This is a genomic window from Orbus sasakiae (assembly GCF_039542345.1).
GTDB lineage: Bacteria > Pseudomonadota > Gammaproteobacteria > Enterobacterales > Orbaceae > Orbus > Orbus sasakiae.
On the sequence record NZ_BAABHY010000001.1, the window covers coordinates 1,677,870 to 1,695,869 of the forward strand.

General features: G+C 36.1%; 17 protein-coding genes. 1 reads left to right on the plus strand and 16 read right to left on the minus strand.

The features are described 5' to 3' along the window. Positions 1-17: 17 nt before the first annotated feature. From ABEA36_RS07355 to ABEA36_RS07405, 11 genes are all read right to left on the minus strand, one after another. A complete protein-coding gene (locus ABEA36_RS07355) occupies positions 18-959 on the minus strand; it encodes a CYTH domain-containing protein (RefSeq protein WP_345490412.1) in 942 nt (313 codons plus the stop codon). 207 nt (positions 960-1,166) lie between these two features. Beyond that, entirely contained in the window at positions 1,167-1,670 is a 504-nt protein-coding gene (locus tag ABEA36_RS07360; RefSeq protein ID WP_345490414.1) for a hypothetical protein, read from the minus strand. A 219-nt stretch (positions 1,671-1,889) separates the two neighbouring features. Beyond that, positions 1,890-2,330, minus strand: coding sequence for an SdrD B-like domain-containing protein (locus ABEA36_RS07365; RefSeq protein WP_345490416.1), 441 nt, complete (start codon positions 2,328-2,330; stop codon positions 1,890-1,892). 148 nt (positions 2,331-2,478) lie between these two features. Then, positions 2,479-3,735: a serine hydroxymethyltransferase gene (gene glyA / locus ABEA36_RS07370; RefSeq protein WP_345490417.1), complete on the minus strand. Its 1,257-nt coding sequence runs from the start codon at positions 3,733-3,735 to the stop codon at positions 2,479-2,481. 413 nt (positions 3,736-4,148) lie between these two features. Continuing rightward, positions 4,149-5,480: a hypothetical protein gene (locus ABEA36_RS07375; protein WP_345490418.1), complete on the minus strand. Its 1,332-nt coding sequence runs from the start codon at positions 5,478-5,480 to the stop codon at positions 4,149-4,151. Between the two features lie 299 nt (positions 5,481-5,779). Continuing rightward, positions 5,780-6,544: a TSUP family transporter gene (locus ABEA36_RS07380; protein WP_345490419.1), complete on the minus strand. Its 765-nt coding sequence runs from the start codon at positions 6,542-6,544 to the stop codon at positions 5,780-5,782. Positions 6,545-6,764: 220 nt separating this feature from the next. Continuing rightward, positions 6,765-7,850, minus strand: a complete 1,086-nt coding sequence (gene aroC / locus ABEA36_RS07385; protein WP_345490421.1) for a chorismate synthase — start codon at positions 7,848-7,850, stop codon at positions 6,765-6,767. Positions 7,851-7,874: 24 nt separating this feature from the next. Further along, complete coding sequence (gene prmB, locus ABEA36_RS07390; RefSeq protein ID WP_345490423.1) at positions 7,875-8,777, minus strand: 50S ribosomal protein L3 N(5)-glutamine methyltransferase; 903 nt, start codon at positions 8,775-8,777, stop codon at positions 7,875-7,877. A 180-nt stretch (positions 8,778-8,957) separates the two neighbouring features. Further along, a complete protein-coding gene (locus ABEA36_RS07395; RefSeq protein WP_345490425.1) occupies positions 8,958-10,268 on the minus strand; it encodes an MFS transporter in 1,311 nt (436 codons plus the stop codon). Between the two features lie 20 nt (positions 10,269-10,288). Further along, entirely contained in the window at positions 10,289-11,185 is an 897-nt protein-coding gene (locus ABEA36_RS07400) for a sugar phosphate isomerase/epimerase family protein (RefSeq protein WP_345490427.1), read from the minus strand. Between the two features lie 10 nt (positions 11,186-11,195). Next, a complete protein-coding gene (locus ABEA36_RS07405; RefSeq protein ID WP_345490429.1) occupies positions 11,196-12,278 on the minus strand; it encodes a Gfo/Idh/MocA family protein in 1,083 nt (360 codons plus the stop codon). 715 nt (positions 12,279-12,993) lie between these two features. On the opposite strand from ABEA36_RS07405, the gene nfsB reads away from it, so the two are divergent. After that, positions 12,994-13,638, plus strand: a complete 645-nt coding sequence (gene nfsB, locus ABEA36_RS07410) for an oxygen-insensitive NAD(P)H nitroreductase (protein ID WP_345490431.1) — start codon at positions 12,994-12,996, stop codon at positions 13,636-13,638. 57 nt (positions 13,639-13,695) lie between these two features. On the opposite strand, the gene fba is transcribed toward nfsB, so the two are convergent. From fba to ABEA36_RS07435, 5 genes are all read right to left on the minus strand, one after another. Then, a complete protein-coding gene (gene fba / locus ABEA36_RS07415; protein ID WP_345490433.1) occupies positions 13,696-14,556 on the minus strand; it encodes a class II fructose-1,6-bisphosphate aldolase in 861 nt (286 codons plus the stop codon). Positions 14,557-14,614: 58 nt separating this feature from the next. Continuing rightward, positions 14,615-15,574 carry a carbohydrate kinase family protein gene (locus ABEA36_RS07420; RefSeq protein ID WP_345490435.1) on the minus strand — a complete coding sequence of 320 codons (960 nt, stop codon included), beginning with the start codon at positions 15,572-15,574 and terminating at the stop codon, positions 14,615-14,617. Positions 15,575-15,687: 113 nt separating this feature from the next. Then, positions 15,688-17,073 carry a PTS ascorbate transporter subunit IIC gene (ulaA, locus tag ABEA36_RS07425; RefSeq protein ID WP_345490437.1) on the minus strand — a complete coding sequence of 462 codons (1,386 nt, stop codon included), beginning with the start codon at positions 17,071-17,073 and terminating at the stop codon, positions 15,688-15,690. A gap of 24 nt (positions 17,074-17,097) precedes the next feature. Beyond that, positions 17,098-17,382, minus strand: coding sequence for a PTS sugar transporter subunit IIB (locus ABEA36_RS07430; protein WP_345490439.1), 285 nt, complete (start codon positions 17,380-17,382; stop codon positions 17,098-17,100). Between the two features lie 12 nt (positions 17,383-17,394). Next, positions 17,395-17,847, minus strand: a complete 453-nt coding sequence (locus ABEA36_RS07435) for a PTS sugar transporter subunit IIA (RefSeq protein WP_345490441.1) — start codon at positions 17,845-17,847, stop codon at positions 17,395-17,397. Between the last annotated feature and the right edge of the window lie 153 nt (positions 17,848-18,000).

Sequence of the window (18,000 nt, forward strand, 5' to 3'; positions counted from 1 at the left end):
GGCCACCATTTATATCATCATGAAAAGGTTAATAAAATTAAATATAATTTTAGTTTGGTATTTAATTCACTATAAGCAAATTTTTTTATGCTATCAAAATGCTGGCGTTGCTGGTTCCAATTGTGGTAACTCTCATTGAGTTGTGGTGAATATTGATGATTTAGTACTGCTAAAATGTGTTTCAAATAGACCGCTACTGCATCTAATACAGTTTGGTATAATATTGGGTCATTATTAGCAAGTGCATATTCTTCATTTGTCTGCCAATAATCTAACCATTGTGGTAGTTCTGAAAGTGATACACTATCCGAATTCGCCCTAATATCTATTTTTTTTAATTGCCCATTATTGATCAAACGATAACCCCGAGCCGCTTTACTTTGAGAAAATAAATGGATATTAAACTGGCTTAATTCAAGTGCGAAGAGGACTAAATCAAGCTGACTGCCAGATTTCAATTCCAATTCAATTTCCAAAATAGGTAAATAGTTTTTCGAATCTGTAATTTGACCTTGATCTAAAGCAATTTCAATAACACTATTTGCATAGGTGATAAGCCAAGTCCGGCGTTCAAAATTTGTCGTAAACTGTGGGATAAGTTGTGATGCTAAATCAATGATATGAATATGCGGAGGAAATGTGTTTGGTGGTAGTACAGTCAGATTGAGCTGGTCATTAGGTAAACTGACATTTATTTCCTGCCGAGCATGCAACCCTGCAACAGCAGAGCCAGCAGATTTTACGGTTATTTCATATTGCGCCGTTTGACCTAAGCGTGCAGTACCGCGAATGCGAATACTTGACGCTATTTGACGTAAAATACTCGCATGACTATCGTAATACGTGTTAGTTAATTGCAGGGTCTCAGCGTGATCAATATAGTGTGTGTTTAAAAAATTCGATAAAGGGGCTATTGTCGATGCATCAATTTCGAATTTAAGTTCAATTTCTTGGCTCATAAATCCATGCCTTATTGATAGTATTATTGGTAATACTATAACAAGCAATAGATATCTCTGTCTAATCACACATAAAATTTAATCTATTCGAAATTTAGTAATATTTGTTTCAATATAACAAAGATAATGTTCAAGAGAATAAAATTCAGTTTAAGTTAAATTAGTGAAACAAAAAATCCTCCAAAATGGAGGATTTGAATTCAAAACTTAGATATTACCGTTTTCAACTAAATATTTAACGAAAGTGGGGAATGGTTGATCAACAATTTCAATCGTTAAGCTACCTAATGATTGTTGTTCTGCAAGACTTGTCATACGTGACCAGCCATCAGTTTTATTGTAGCTGATTGAAATATCAATTGCATCACTTGACTCGGTACGTAAACCTTTTGGCTCATCTAAAGCATCTAATGCAAAACCTTGTAAAGGTAAGTTAAGATCTTCAATTTGATTATTTTGATCAAAAGAAACACTTGCTAATGTGGTAAATAAAACCACTTTTTGATCTGCTGGAACCGTGACTTTAACATATTTATTTTGATATTTAGTGTCAGCATAACCAGCTAGTTTAATGTATAAATAGGTATTTAAATCCCAAGATACATTAGGCTTTGTACCACCAATTTGAATCGCACTACCTTGATAACTTTCATCTAAAACAAATGCACCACCAGTTGGAATGATAAGTTCTGGTTTTTTATTATTTAACATATTCAATTTTCCTTTATTATTATTTTTTTTAGATTGTATATTTTAAGCTTAACTCCACTCAAAATACTGTTTAAATATACAGCACTTATTGGTATTTGTCAAGTTTATTTAAATAATAAATAGGCATGAAATATTACATATATGAAACAATAAACAAAAAAGACCCGGCACAATTAGCCAAGCCTTATTTGTATTTCCGTTGAACAATGAGATAAATATCTACTTTTCAATGACGCGAAAATCGATTTTTTGTGGAATGCCAGCCGATAAGCGTACTGTTTGTGTTTGGCTACTGATTAATTGATACGGTTCAGGTAAACTATCTTTATCAAGCTTAATGATAAAATTGATCCCTCTTTCACTCAGACCTCCAGCTATTGCCGCTAATGAATAACGACCATGCTGATCGGTAATAATAATTTGCCCTGTTGCGGTGACCAGCCTAACACCACCAATGCCTTCTTCGCCTTCATCTTGTATACCATTTTGATTACGATCATTATAGACTGTGCCCATAATTGTACTATCATCAAATAACGAATTATTGTCTTGCAAAGATTGTTCAAAATGAGGTTGATTCGCTAAACTCACAAAATGAAATGAGCAGATTAAGCCTGCAATGGTAATCACTGTCATGAATTTTCGATAAACATTTTGCATAATATCATCCTTATAATTTTAGCCATAAGCGGATTTATTTTGCGTATCATAGCCAAAAAGTTATTTTTATGCGATAGTCAATTCATCGATATGAGATCAAAAAAATGCGCCAATTAGGCGCACTTAATGTTTTAACTAAAAGCAGTCATTATTTCTCGTAAACCGGTAAACGACGACAGATTTCTAGTACTTGAGCTTTGACTTTTTCAATCGTTGCTTCATCATCCAGATTATCGAGAATATCACAGATCCAATTTGCTAATTGTCTTGCATCTTGTTCTTTAAATCCGCGACGCGTAATCGCGGGAGTACCCAAACGGATACCAGAAGTGACAAATGGGCTTTGTGGATCTTTAGGAACACTGTTTTTATTCACGGTAATATTCGCACGGCCTAGTGCTGCATCGGCATCTTTTCCAGTAATATTTTTATTCACTAAATCAATCAGAAATAAATGGTTTTGTGTTTCACCTGATACCACTTTGTAACCACGTTTTAAAATTTCTTCAACCATGGCTTTGGCATTTTTAATAACTTGTTCTTGATACGCTTTATAAGCAGGTTCCATCGCTTCTTTTAAAGCAACGGCCTTACCAGCAATAACATGCATTAATGGGCCACCTTGGGCGCCTGGGAATACGGCAGAATTTAATTTTTTATATAATTCATCACTACCACCATGGGCTAAAATCAATCCGCCACGTGGACCGCCTAATGTTTTATGCGTTGTTGTTGTGACAACATGAGCATGAGGTAATGGATTAGGATAAACACCCGCAGCAATTAAACCCGCAACATGTGCCATATCAACAAATAAATATGCGCCAACGCTATCGGCAATTTCACGCATTTTTTTCCAATCAACCACACCTGAATAGGCAGAGAAACCACCAATAATCATTTTAGGTTTCGTTTCTTTAGCAATTCTTGCCACATCATCATAATCAATATGACCCGTCTCATCGACACCATAAGCAGCAATATGATAAAGTTTACCAGAGAAATTGACAGGTGAGCCGTGAGTTAAATGTCCACCTTCTGACAAATTCATACCAAGTACGGTATCGCCAGGATTTAAAAGTGCCGTATAGACAGCAAAGTTTGCTTGTGAACCTGAATGCGGTTGCACATTCGCATAATCCGCACCAAACAGGGCTTTTGCACGGTCTATAGCGAGTTGTTCAACAATATCAACATATTCACAACCACCATAATAGCGTTTACCAGGATAGCCTTCAGCATATTTATTTGTAAGCTGTGAGCCTTGTGCTTGCATAACGCGGGGGCTAGTATAATTTTCTGAAGCGATTAATTCGATATGATCTTCTTGGCGTTTATTTTCACCTTGAATGGCATCCCATAGATCTTTGTCATACTCGGCTATTGTCATTTGTTTAGTAAACATCTTTGCTCCTCACAGCTTTAGTTAATAATTAGATAAAAACAGGTGTAATCAATGATATGTTACTCAATTTCTTAACAGAAATTTTAAGTCATTAAATGAAATCGATCCATGAAAATATGCACATATAATAAAGAATAACCTAGCTATTTACTAGGTTATTTTCAACGTTTTTTACTATTGCTCATTAGTGAACTGGCTATCAATACCATGTAACAACAATTTGCCAAGTATATTTCACCATTGCAACAATAAGTCATTATCTGTCTGAATCTGAGTTGTTAGTCAAGTTGTTAGTGAATATAACAAAGAAATAAAGTACATCCGACATATTATAAAAATAACTCTACGATCATGATGAGAAGAATATAATATGGTAACTCAGTGAATCACCATATTATGGTAAATTATAATTCTTATAACAAACACGCTACATTTTGTTTTGACATAGTTGGATGGCTAAAACTATTTGGAATAATCGATCCACTCGACACGGCTACGGTATAAAAATAATTAGGTTTCCACTGACCTGCGGTAAAATACGTTGACCAACTCCATTGACCATAAGCATAATTCTCTGCGACATTTCCCCATTCAGCAAAAAGAGACCCATCTATTGCTCGGGTACCCACATTATAGTTACCATCCCAATTTTCATCGGCAGAAGTTTGAGGTGAATTAGTAAAAATACTGCGCTCTGGTAAATAAGTAGAAGCAATCTCATCAGAGGTAACTGAGGGACCATCAATACCTAACTTGATTTTTTGGTAATAACGACAATATTCTGCTGCCTCACGGAAAGAAACATCACTGCCAAGAGGAACTATCCATTTATTAATCGTAAAACTGTAATCAAAGTCTTTGCCACTTTCAATATGCGATGCGCGAATAACAATTGGCCCTGATGGCTTACTGATTAATATCACTTCACCTTTCGTACTGTCAAGAGTGACCGCGTTTCCGGGATTGCTGATAATTGACCAAGTATATTGTGTTGCCCCACCAGACATATCATAAATAAATCGAGCATCTGGATAACCGATAGTTGGAAAAGTTTGAGCAGAAAGCGTAGGTTGATATTTAAAACCATGAATAGGATCAAAATCAGCAGTGTACCCCCCTCCATTCATCGTTGGAGCCGTATTTCCACTATTTTTGTTAAACGTCTGACCATCATACCAATCTAAATTGTTCGGCTTGATACCACAGACCCCTGGCCCGACATTAATGGTGTACGCTTTGTTTAAAATTGCTACCGTGTTACTAGACGGATTCCCATATTTTGATTTAATGTGGATATTATTTGCTGTGATAGTTAATTCATAAGGCCCAGCTAAATCATCGCAACCAAGCGTTTTATCCATATCATCACTATCTATTGGCTTTCCAGTACTATCCTTCCAAGAAAGCATCATTGATTGAGTGGTAATTGCATTAATATCGGCTTTTAAATCACCATCGAGATCAAAATACACGTCATCCGATAAAGCTTGAGTTGTAAAATCATTAAATTTTAAAGTAGGTAAGTAGTTATCAAGAACAGAATGATTACCGAGTTCACTATAAAAGTATTTGCCATCATAACTAAAACTTAAATATTTATCCGCATTTTCAATTAGTTGAGGGGCATGACCAATAACTTGGTCTTCGGTGATACCAATATTTTTAGTATTAGCAAATAGTGTTATAGGAAGAAAAAGTGTAAAAACACTGATAATGAACTCTTTTTTATTTATTGTTTTAGCCATTTTTTTCATCATTAATTATTATATTGTTATTTGATTTAATTGGCACAAATTAGCGAAAATTTGTCCTTATATAGGATATATAATGATCAGAGTGGATTCCAATTGTTTAATTCGATCAATCAGATCTGTTTGATAATTTTTTCCTATTATTTAATATTAAATTGATCGTGAAAAACTATATAACTATTTGAATATGATGGCTATTTTTTGATATTCATCTAATTATAGCTAAATCATTATTCAATGAGGATTATCACTTCATTAAATGAGTGGTAATAATATATATTTTTATTAAGCACTTAAAAGAAATTTTCCCAAATAAGTTTAATACTCATAACGGTTGAAACAATAATCAACATTGGTCTAATCAGTTTTTTACCTTTTGAGATGACCATTCGAGCACCAATTCGAGCGCCAATAACTTGTCCAACCAACATCACTAAGCCTACAATCCAAATCACTTGCCCACTAAAGATAAAAAACAATAATCCGGCAATATTTGACGTGAAATTTAGCACTTTCGTATGAGCCGTAGCCTTGGTTAAACTAAAACCAGCAAGAGTGACATAGGCTAGTGCGTAAAAAGATCCCGCACCAGGGCCAAAAAAACCATCATAAAAACCAATTACCATTGCAGCTAAAATAGCAAATTGAGTTTCTGATAAACGTCTTTTACGATCATCTTCACCAATTTTAGGACAAAAAAGAAAATAAAGACCGACACTAATCGTCAAAATAGGTAATAAGATACGAAGAAAATCAGCTTGAATATGAAGGACCAGCAACGTCCCGAATGCTGAACCAGCAAATGCTAATAATATGGATAATTTTATATCGCTTAAATTAACCATGCGTCTGCGAATAAAATACAAGCTAGCTGAAAACGATCCGCCACAACTTTGTAATTTATTGGTTGCTAAAGCAGCCTGAGGGGCGATACCAACCGCCAGTAATGCAGGGACTGTTAATAGGCCACCACCGCCAGCAATCGAGTCAATAAAACCAGCGAGCAGTGCAACAGCAAAAAGGAGTGCAAGTAATTCGTAACTGATCGAGATAGCCATTTTAATCCCAAAGAATGAATGCGAATTTATCTAAACATATTAAAAAAAATGAGGACCATAAAAAATCCACCAATAATGATCCATCTCACTTTATAATTCAGCAAAAAATTAGCAACTCGACTATTAAAGTAATGTTTATCAAGCATAACCATAATAAAAAAAATAATTGCAATAGCAATCGCTAATATAAAACCAGTGAATCTTGCATTTTCCATAATGTTTATTTGAAATAATTAAGTTGGTTAACATCTGCACATTGTGCACGGTTGCGTAAATAATGATCCATTAATACAATGGCAGTCATTGCTTCAGCAATCGGTACTGCACGAATCCCGACACAAGGGTCATGTCGTCCGTGAGTTGATACTTCAAGAGTATTGCCGTGAATATCAATTGATTGCCCAGCAATTTCTATACTCGGCGTCGCTTTTAATGCAATATTAGCTTTTATCGTTTGACCAGAACTAATACCACCTAAAATTCCACCTGCATGATTAGATAAAAACCCTTGTGCAGTGATTTCATCTCTATTTTGACTGCCTCGTTTATTCACTACAGCAAAACCGTCACCAATTTCAACACCTTTTACAGCATTAATACTCATTAATGCATGAGCAAGGTCGGCGTCTAGACGATCAAATACGGGTTCACCAAGACCAACTGGTACATTTTCAGCTAATATCGTTATTTTAGCGCCAACTGAATCCCCTGCTTTTCTTAATGATCGTAATAATTCATCCAAGGCTTCTAACTTAGATTCATCACCGCAAAAAAACGGATTTTGCGAAACTTGTTGCCAATCTTTTAATTCACAGTGAACATCGCCCATTTGTGCTAAATAAGCACGAATAGAGATCCCTAATTTTTCGTGTAAATATTTTTTAGCAATACTCCCTGCAGCTACACGCATCGCGGTTTCTCGTGCTGAAGCACGACCGCCACCACGATAGTCACGAATACCATATTTTTGCTGGTAAGTATAATCGGCATGGCTTGGACGAAAAATATCTTTAATTCTGCTATAATCTTGTGAACGCTGATCTGTATTTTCTATCAGTAGACCAATACTCGTCCCTGTTGTTTTACCCTCAAAAACACCGGATAAAATTTTAACCTCATCAGCTTCACGCCGCTGTGTCGTATAACGAGATGAGCCTGGTTTGCGGCGATCTAAATCTTTTTGTAAATCCTCTTCACATAGTTCAAGTCCTGGAGGAACACCATCAACAATACAGCCTAATGCAAGTCCGTGTGACTCACCAAAAGTGGTGACTTTAAAAAGCGATCCAATCGTATTACCAGCCATAATAAACCTTTTCTTTTTATATCGTTAAAAGATATCACTAAATTCGATGAGTTGTTTTTTCGTTAACATAAATACCCCATCACCACCATGTTTAAACTCAATCCATTTAAATGGAACTTGTGGATATTGCTGTTGTAAAGCAACACTACTGTTACCAACTTCACAAATTAACACACCAAATTTGGATAAATGATCGGCTGCTTCTTTTAAAATACGTTTCACAATATCCAAACCATCATTACCGGCAGCCAAGGCCAGTTCTGGCTCTGTTTTAAATTCTAATGGCAGATCATCCATATCTTCTTCATCAACATAAGGTGGATTAGTAATAATCACATCATATTGCACATCAGGTAAATCATTAAATAAATCAGACAGGATTGGTAGTACACGGTGTGAAAGTTGATGAGCTTCGATATTCGTTTGCGCGACTTCCAATGCATCAGCCGAAATATCAGCAACATCCACTTCTGCATCCGGATATTCATAAGCACATGCTATACCGATACAGCCACTCCCTGTGCATAAATCCAAAATGTTACGCGGCTCAAAATCAATAATACCATCTAAATGCTGCTGAATTAATTCACCAATTGGTGAACGAGGAATCAATACGCGTTCATCCACATAAAACTGATGCCCACAAAACCAGGCTCGATTCGTCAAGTAAGGGGTTGGGATATGTTGCTGTGTTCTGGCTAATACATTCTCGATAATAAGGTGTTTTTCTTCTAGTGTTAAATTAGCCGCATAAAACTCACTTGGGATTGTTAACGGTAAATCTAAACTGGGTAGTACTAACTGTTTTGCTTCATCAATCGCATTATCACTGCCATGACCATAGTAGATATCCGCACGATTGAACATAGATGCTGCCCATCGGATAAAATCTTGAATTGTATGTAGTTGGTTAATGATTTGTTCCATAGTATTCCACCTGCTTTTTTTGCTATTTTAGGCGCAATACGCTGATAACACAACGAATAGTTAATCAATAAAATGGGATTAAAGGGTAATCGTCCAAAACATTTTCGATCATTTTTATTGAAGACTGTCACTCTCTCCAACGAATAATACGTTGAAGAGAGTGATTATCATGATTAAAAACTAAGATTTAGTAGTTGGTAATTCAATTGTATCAAGTTTTTTAATAACAAAAATATGTGCTAAAGCACCAATTAATGATACTGCGGAAATATAATACATCGCATAAGCAAAACTATCGGTATATTGTAAAATTAATCCCATTACAATGGGTGTTACAATACCCGCAGCGTTACCTGAAATATTAAAAAAGCCACCGATAGTTCCCATCACTTTTGCAGGTACAATATCACTTAATAATACCCAACCAATATTGGCAAATGCATTAGCAAAGAAAGCAAATGAAAGGATAGCAATGGCAATTACTGGTTGACCTTCAAAGAAATTAGCTAAACACATGGTTCCGGCAAAAGTTAAACCTAAGATTGATGGTAACTTACGTGAAAATGTACGACTTTTACCTGATTTCATTAAACCATCGCTGACAAACCCACTGCATAGTAACCCTATCATTGCCATCATATAAGGGAACATTGCACCAAAACCCGCTTTTGAAATGGATAAGTTTAACCCTTTTTCGAGATACACGATAAACCAAGTCAGGAAAAAGTACAGCGTTGAGTTTAATGCAAATTGAGCTATACATAATCCTAAAAAATTGCGCTGTTTAAGTACATGGCTGATTTCAAACCATTCCACTTTTTGTTTAACTTTTACACTTTGACCAAGCCCACCGCCTTGCTTGATGTAATCAATTTCAAGTTGATTCGTTTTTTTGCTATCTAATGGATCACGGTATCGAATTAGCCAATAAATACCAAAAATAATCCCCACACCACCTGATGCATAAAATGACATTTCCCACCCATAGTTAGCAACAATAAATGCTAATACAGGGGTTAAAAATGCTAAACCAATATATTGAGCACACCCATACATTGCGGTAGCACTTGCGCGCTCTTGAGTTGGGAACCAGGTTGATATGATTTTTGTATTTGCCGGGAAAGATGGCGCTTCAGCAACACCGATTAAGGCTCGACAAACAAGTAAAAACAGAAAGGAAGACGAGGCTGTTGTAAAAATATTGTGTGACGCAAGACCAATCAGTAAAGTAAAGATACTCCATACAATAATTGCGCCACCATATAATTTTCTTACACCAACTCGGTCTAAAATGTACCCAACCGGAATCTGACTTATCACATATGCCCAAGTAAACATCGAAAATAGTAGACCTAATTGACCCGCTGATAAATTGAATTCAGCTTGTACGCTAGTACCTGCGACCGATAAGTTTGCCCTATCCATGTAGTTAATTGCCGTAACGATAAAAAGTAGTACTAATACAAAATATCTGGATTTTGTTGCTTTCATATTTTTACCCTATCAATAAATTACGCATCAATGCGTTTTGATTCATCATGGAAAACACCACAATCAACCATAATTTGTTTAGTTGTTTTATAAGCTTGCGCAATAACCCATTGCGGCGTTTTTTGCCAATATTCAGGGCGGAATGTCTCAATAGAAACCATCCCTTGATACCCCATTTCTTTTAGATTAGTTAAAAAACTGTTTAAATTTACAACACCGTGATCACAAAAACGTCGTAATGCTTGAGAGAGTTGATGATCTGGTGCATCATCGCCATTGTTAATATGCACGGCAAAAATTTTATTCACATCAACATGTTTAATGACTGAAAAATCGTTTAAGCGTTGATACAAATAAAGATTATATGAGTCTAATACTAAGCCAACATTATCTTTATTCACTTTCGTGACAACTTCCCATGCTTGTTCAACGGTTCTGACTGAGCTACGGTCAAATCCGACTAACTCAAAGCACAGTTTTATATCATATGGCTTCGCGATATCCGCTAAATGGTTAAGAATTCTCACCGCATTGCGACAATTATTAGCCCAAGAGCCAATAAAAGGACCACCATTAGGATCTCGCTGCAAGGGGGGGACGATAATAAAATATTCACAGCCAATTTGCTGAGCGATTTGACAACCCCAAATAAATTCGTGTGTTAATGCTTGTTCTTGCTGGCTATTAGCACCATCAAAATAGTCAGGGAATGTATAGAGTGCATTGAGCGCATGAGGCTTTATACGATGTGTTTTGAAAAATCGAACTAAGTCATCCACAGTATGTTGTTTTAAATAATCATGTAACATATCAAGGCGTATTTCGATATAGTCAAAACCGTTTTCTTCACATAAAATCAAATCTTGTTCTAAACTAGAACAATTCATTGCTGTTGCTTCGTTATATCCGATTTTCATGAGCAATCCCTTAGACTAATGGAAACTTAATAACTTTATTTTCTTTAGTACTGCGATATATTGCTTCAATTAACTCGACCGTTCTTCTCCCTGCATCACCATCAATCAATGTTGGGCCCTGACCCGTTAATGAATTTAGAAAATCTTCAATTTGTAACTGATGGTAATAGTACATTGAATCTACGCTATTGAAGAATTCGCTATCTTGCGTTTTCCATGCATCAAGATGACTGGCTTCACCATCAACAGTCCAAATATCATTGTAGGGTGGTTCAGTAATAGATGATACGCCAGCAATAAACATTGCTCCGCCATCCGTTTGAACACCAATTGAAGCACCATTTTCACCATGAATATGCACTTTGCCGTAAAGCGCTGGATTTTGAGAATTACTCACTAAAATATTACCTATACCGCCATTTTTAAATTTAACAATCACAACAGCAGTATCTTCAACTTCGATATAAGGATGATTCAAATTTTTCCAGACACCATAGACTTCATCGATTTCTCCCATATACCAAAGTAAAAGATCCAATTGATGAGGAGCTTGATTTACTAAAACCCCGCCACCTTCACCTTGCCATGTACCTCGCCATGGATCACTTTCATAATATGCTTTATCGCGCCAACCAAGCATGGTGACAGTACCTATAATCGGTTTACCTATTTTGCCGTCATCAATGGCTTTTTTCATTCTCATACAAGGACGATAGAAACGACGTTGACAAACAGTCCCAACTTTAGCGTCACCCTGCTTAGCTGCAGCCAAAATTGCATCACAATCTGCTAAATTTGAGGCTAGTGGTTTTTCGATCAACACATGGCATCCCATTTTGGCGGCAGGGACTGCAATTGCGGCGTGAATAGGATGTGGTGTACAAACACTTAACATATCAATTTTTGCATCGCGAATCATCATTTCAACATTGTCATAAGCTTTTACCCCATATTGTTTGGCAAACTCTTGTGCTCTCGATAAATTGGCGTCACACACGGCTGTAAATTCTGACTGCGCTAAACGGGCAAATGCTTTAGCATGAAAATGCCCAACTTTACCACAACCTACTAATGCTGTTCTTAATTTAGTCATAGCTCAATTACCTTTTTTTTTAATATTCATCAATAATGTTACTGGTAACAATTTAGAATATTTGTATGGTATAAATACATCAAAAATTGTTCAATATCAGTTTTCTGATTTTTTGATACCGGTCACATTTTAAATGTATTTAGTCAGGGACAGTCTACATAACCTTCCCCATACTTTGGCTCATATCAAAATCAACCCTATGATTATTCTATAAATAAAATATTTTTACCTTTTTATATCTTTTGATTAGAAGAGGTTTACACAACGATTTTGATAGATTGATGCGCCATAAACGTCATCTCGTTAATAACATTTATAAAATCGAGTACAGCCTAGTCAGTTACCATGTGTGAACACGCACCTAGGAAAAAGTTTAATTAATGTACGCGTTGTTCAGCCAATACAATTAACATTGATGATATTGAGTATAAAGATAGATAGGCAAAATATTTAAACATTATCACGTTAGCCACATCAAGCAACCTATAGTCAGTTAGACTGATTATGAGAGAATGATTTGCGCACCATTTTAAATACACTTCCATAGAAAGCCATGTTATAAACTTATCTCGCTAATTTAGAGATGAGATTTGCTATCATAAAAAAAGGTCTCCCCATTTCACAAAAAACAAGCAAGAGGATCAATAAAAATATTCATTTAAATTATCATTAAAGTGCTTATAATAAAGATGTAATCTTAAACTGGAGCCAAGACATGAATATTGTTGAAATTTCGAATTACCGTTATACCACCAAACATTATGACAAAAGTAAAAAAATCCCAGCACAGCAAATCGAGCAGCTATTAGCCGTGCTAAGAAATACCCCGTCATCTGTTAATTCACAACCTTGGCATTTTATCGTGATTGAAAGTGATGCAGCGAAACAAAAAATCGTGCCAGCCATCCCAGATTTTAATCTTCCTAGAGTGGTTGATTCATCTCACACTATCGTATTTTGTGCAAAAACCCCTTTAGATGAAACGCATTTACACAATGTTTTAGAACAAGAAGATAAAGATGGTCGCTACCCTTCAGCAGATCTTAAAGAAGGACAAGACAAAGGCCGCCACTATTTTGTTAATCTGAACAGCACAACAGTTGAGTCACAAATTCAGTGGGAAAGTAAACAAATTTATATCGCATTAGGTCAATTACTATTTGCTGCGGCAGCAATTGGCATTGACTCAACGGCCATTGAAGGCTATGACAGTGCAAAAATGGATGAAATTTTAGATCTCAAAGCAAAAGGTTTAAAAAGTGTGGTTGTTGCCACGATTGGTTATCGAGCAGCTAACGATAGCAATGCACAACGTCCAAAATCACGTCTACCTAATGAACAAATTTTTACGATTTTATAGTGATTTTTATCAATACAGGATTCTAGGGATACCCCTAAAATCCTTTTGTTGAAGTGATTAATAACGATTTACAGAACCAAATAAACGCATTCTTTCACTGATTTTATCTGCCACTGGTTTTAAACCCTGATTAATGACTTTACGTGGATCATTAATATCATGTTCGCCCTTTTCTGCAAAAAGACGTTCAACCTCAACACACCAAGTGTACATATTTTCAGTATTAACATTGATCTTAGCGGTACCAAAGCTGATTGCTTTAAGCATATCTTCATCACAAATCCCCGTTCCACCGTGTAATACTAACGGAATATTGATAAGGTGAGAAATATGTTCCATCTCTTTAAAGCCTAATTTAGCTTTGTCCTTATACAATCCATGTGTTGAACCCAGTGCTGCAGCTAAACAATCAACCTGAGTTTGCTGTACCATTTGTAAACATTGTTGTGGATCAGCATAAATGACATGTGAATTAACAATACCATCCTCACTACCTGCAATCGTACCAAGTTCCGCCTCTACTGAGACGCCACGTTTATGTGCATAATCCACCACACGTTGTGTAATAGCAAGATTCTCATCAAAGGGAAGATGCGAACCATCAAACATGACTGAACTAAAGCCTGCTTTAATCGCATCAATACAAGATTCATAGCTTTGACCATGATCCAAGTGCAGCGCGATCGGTACATCAATATCAAGATAATCCATCGCATTTTTAACAATATCACTAATGGTTTTGAATCCTAACATATGCTTAATCGTACCGCCAGATACCCCTAAAATAGCAGGAGAACGATTTTGCTTGGCCGTTTTTAATACCGTTGCAACCCATTCAAGGTTATTGATATTAAATTGACCAACTGCATAGTGTTGTTGATAAGCACGATTAAGCATAGCATTCATTGAGACTAACATAATGGACTCCTTTAGACGCTTAAAATTAAGCAGTAATAAATTTAGATTTAATTAATAACTATTTAAAATAGTCGGTTAAATTACGTTCAAAGCGATTTTCAGCTTTATTAATTTCAAATAAATTTGGCATAGCATCACGCACCCCTTTGCGTTCAATTGATATCGCCGCAACTAAGCTGGCAAATGAAATCGTATCGTCAATGCTCCAGCCATAACTCACACCATAAATAAATGCGCCATGAAAAATATCTCCAGCTCCTGTCGTATCAATTGACTGGCAAATAAAAGCGGGAATAATTTTTACTTTATTGAGTTCAAGATAAGCACAGCCTTTTTCACCCAACGTAATAAAAACGTTCCCTTTGGTAATGGACTGAATTTGTTTTAACGTGCTTTCAATCTGTTTTTTACTAGTAAAGGTATCCAATCCAGCATATGACAAAGCAAAATTTTCACTGGCAACCAAGTAATCGGTGTACTTTGCCAAATCCAAATTACTTTCACGTAAACTCCCCGCATCCATCACGACTTTAGCGTGGGGTAATTGTTCAATAAGATACTCGCTCAGTTCGGGTTCATGGCCATCGATTAAAATGGCCAACTCACGTTCATTGTTTAGTAAATGTGAGACTAATTGATTAAGCTTAATTTTATCGGCATCGATTAATGGTGGTGGGAGATTAAGTTTACGCGTCACGATAGTACGTGAACCATTTTGGTTATTAACGAGTACCGATGCCAGTGGTGTAATCATTTGATCTGAGAAGATAATGTGTTGAGTATTGACGCCAACTTCGTCAAATTCACTAACGATTTTTTGTGCATAAATATCATTATTTAAATGGCCTATATAATAAATATTTTCACCCCACAATCCCAATAGATAAGCTGCATTAGCACAAGGCCCTCCACCACTTTCTATAAAATCATAAGAAAATGCTTTGCTATTCTCTTTTGGATAAGTTGTAGTAAAGAAAAACTGATCGTAACAGGCAAAGCCAACAGAAAGTATTGTCATAATGATGCCTCTATCTTTAATTTAGTTACAAAAACCCTATCTACCAATTTTCATTAGTAATAAAACGTTATGGATTAGGAGATTGAGCTTATTTTTAAGCTCAATCGAAGATGCTATTTAGATGATTTATTTAATTCATCTAACGTTTTGGTATCACCCACCACTTTGACTGACTTAAAGCAAAATGGTAGCAATAGCGTAATCAGTAATACGACACAAATAGCATAAATAGCGATTTGACCAAATTGTGTAAACAAGTTACCAATTACGATTCCCCATACGGCAAAGTCAAAATCAGCAAACGTTGAGTTTTGGAATCCTAATTCACCTAAAGCAGGCAATAATAGAGCAGGTAGAAATGCTAATAAGATCCCGCCAATAAATGAAGCAATAATACAGCCGCGTTTACCACCCAATTTGTCAGCAAACACACCAGATGTACCACCACAGAAGAAATGAGGAACCATCCCTGGAATAATCAAGGCCATTCCAACACCACCAAGTATAAACATCCCAACTAAACCACCAATGAATGAACAAATAAAACCGACCACGACTGCCGTTGGGCTAAACGTAAAAAATACAGCACAATCAACAGCTGGAATTGAATCTGGAATAATTTTTTGACTAATCCCTTGGAAAGCGGGCACCAAATCACCTAAAATAAGACGAACACCGTTGTAAACAATAGCCACACCAACGGCAAACTGTAGACCGCATAAAATCGAGAAGATTAGCGGGTTAAGTTCGGTAATCGTTTTCATGTATTGGGTACCAGCCACTAAACTACAAATTAAGTAAATAATGACCATGATAATCCCTGTTGTTACAGTCGTATCACGTAAAAAACCCCATTTTTCTGAAATTTCTGTATCCGCAAATGAGTCTGCTTTATTACCCACTCGCTTAGCGATAAAAGCCGACAAATAATAGCCTAAGGAACCAAAATGCCCCATTGCGATGCCACCATCATCAGTCACTTGTTTGGTATAGCGTTGACCAATTGCAGGGGAAATAGCGGACCATGAACCTAATAAAAAGCCGCCAATCGCAATTAACCACCAGCCAGAAAAATGCGCTGCTTGTAAAACCGCAGAAAATAAGCAAGCTAAGAAAAATGAGTGATGTCCAGTTAAAAAGATGTATTTATATTTAGTAAAGCGAGCAATAATGAGATTAATAATAAAACCTAGTAACAAAATACTCATTGTCTCTACACCTAGCATTTGCTGAGCAACAGAAACAATCGCTTCATTATTTGGAATCACACCTCGAATATTAAATCCTGCTTCAATGATATCACCGAGTGGATTTAAATTACTCACAATGACACCTGCCCCTGCACTTAACATCAAATAACCTAAAATAGGTTTTAATGTCCCAGTTAATAATTTGTTAAATGGTGAGCGTAGTGCGACTAATCCAACAAATGCGATGATACCCATCAAGAATGCTGGCTGACTAAAAATATCGGTTAAGAATGAAAGTAAAGCTTGCATAGTAAACCTCATAAGATAATAGGATTATTGATTGGCGGCTAGTTGTTGTAATCTTTCGGTAATATCTTCGGCAATCTGTTTCTTATTAACATAACTGCGAATAACAACCACTTTTGATTGATCAGGAAATTGCCTTGCTAAATCTTTAATCGTGACATAGAGATCAGCCCTTTCACCTACGGCATTTGCAAAATCAATCGATGCGACATCAGCCTTAATACCTAATTCATTACATAGATTTTTAACATGATTCGCTGCCATTAATGAGCTACCGATACCATTACCACACACTGCACGAATTCTTAACATAGCAAACCTCTCTTATTTCTCTTCAGTTATAAGTGGATGAATAAAATCAAATAAATATTTTTGTGTTGTTGCCTGCATCGCGACTTTTACGATGCCCTGTTCGATTAAATTTGCAATAAGTTGGATCATTGTTAGATGACTAGAAGACTGTTGACTGGCGATACTAATCACAACATGTACCGGATCAAATTCGGGATGCCCAAAGCTAACAGGTTGTGCAAGTGTCATTATTGAAAATCCGTTAGCTAAAACACCGCGATCAGGTCTGGCATGCGGCATAGCAATACCATGATCAAGCACGATATAGGCACCATATTCGTGGTAGACTTGTTTCATCGCAGTAATATAATCCGCTGAGCAGAGCTTTGCATCAAACAAAAGTTGTCCTGATTTTTCAATCACCTGCTCAGGTGTTTGACATACAACATTGAGTGCAATTAGCGATGAATTGAAAATGATACTCATACATAATCTCTCACTAGGGGTCATTAAGTGAGAATATTATGCAGAGCGTGTGAGTGAGAGTTTGTGATGGCCATCACACCATAAAAAATAGAATGTGATTGAGTTCAAACTATTAGTAGTTACAATAAAATCAATAAAAACTCAATTATATGA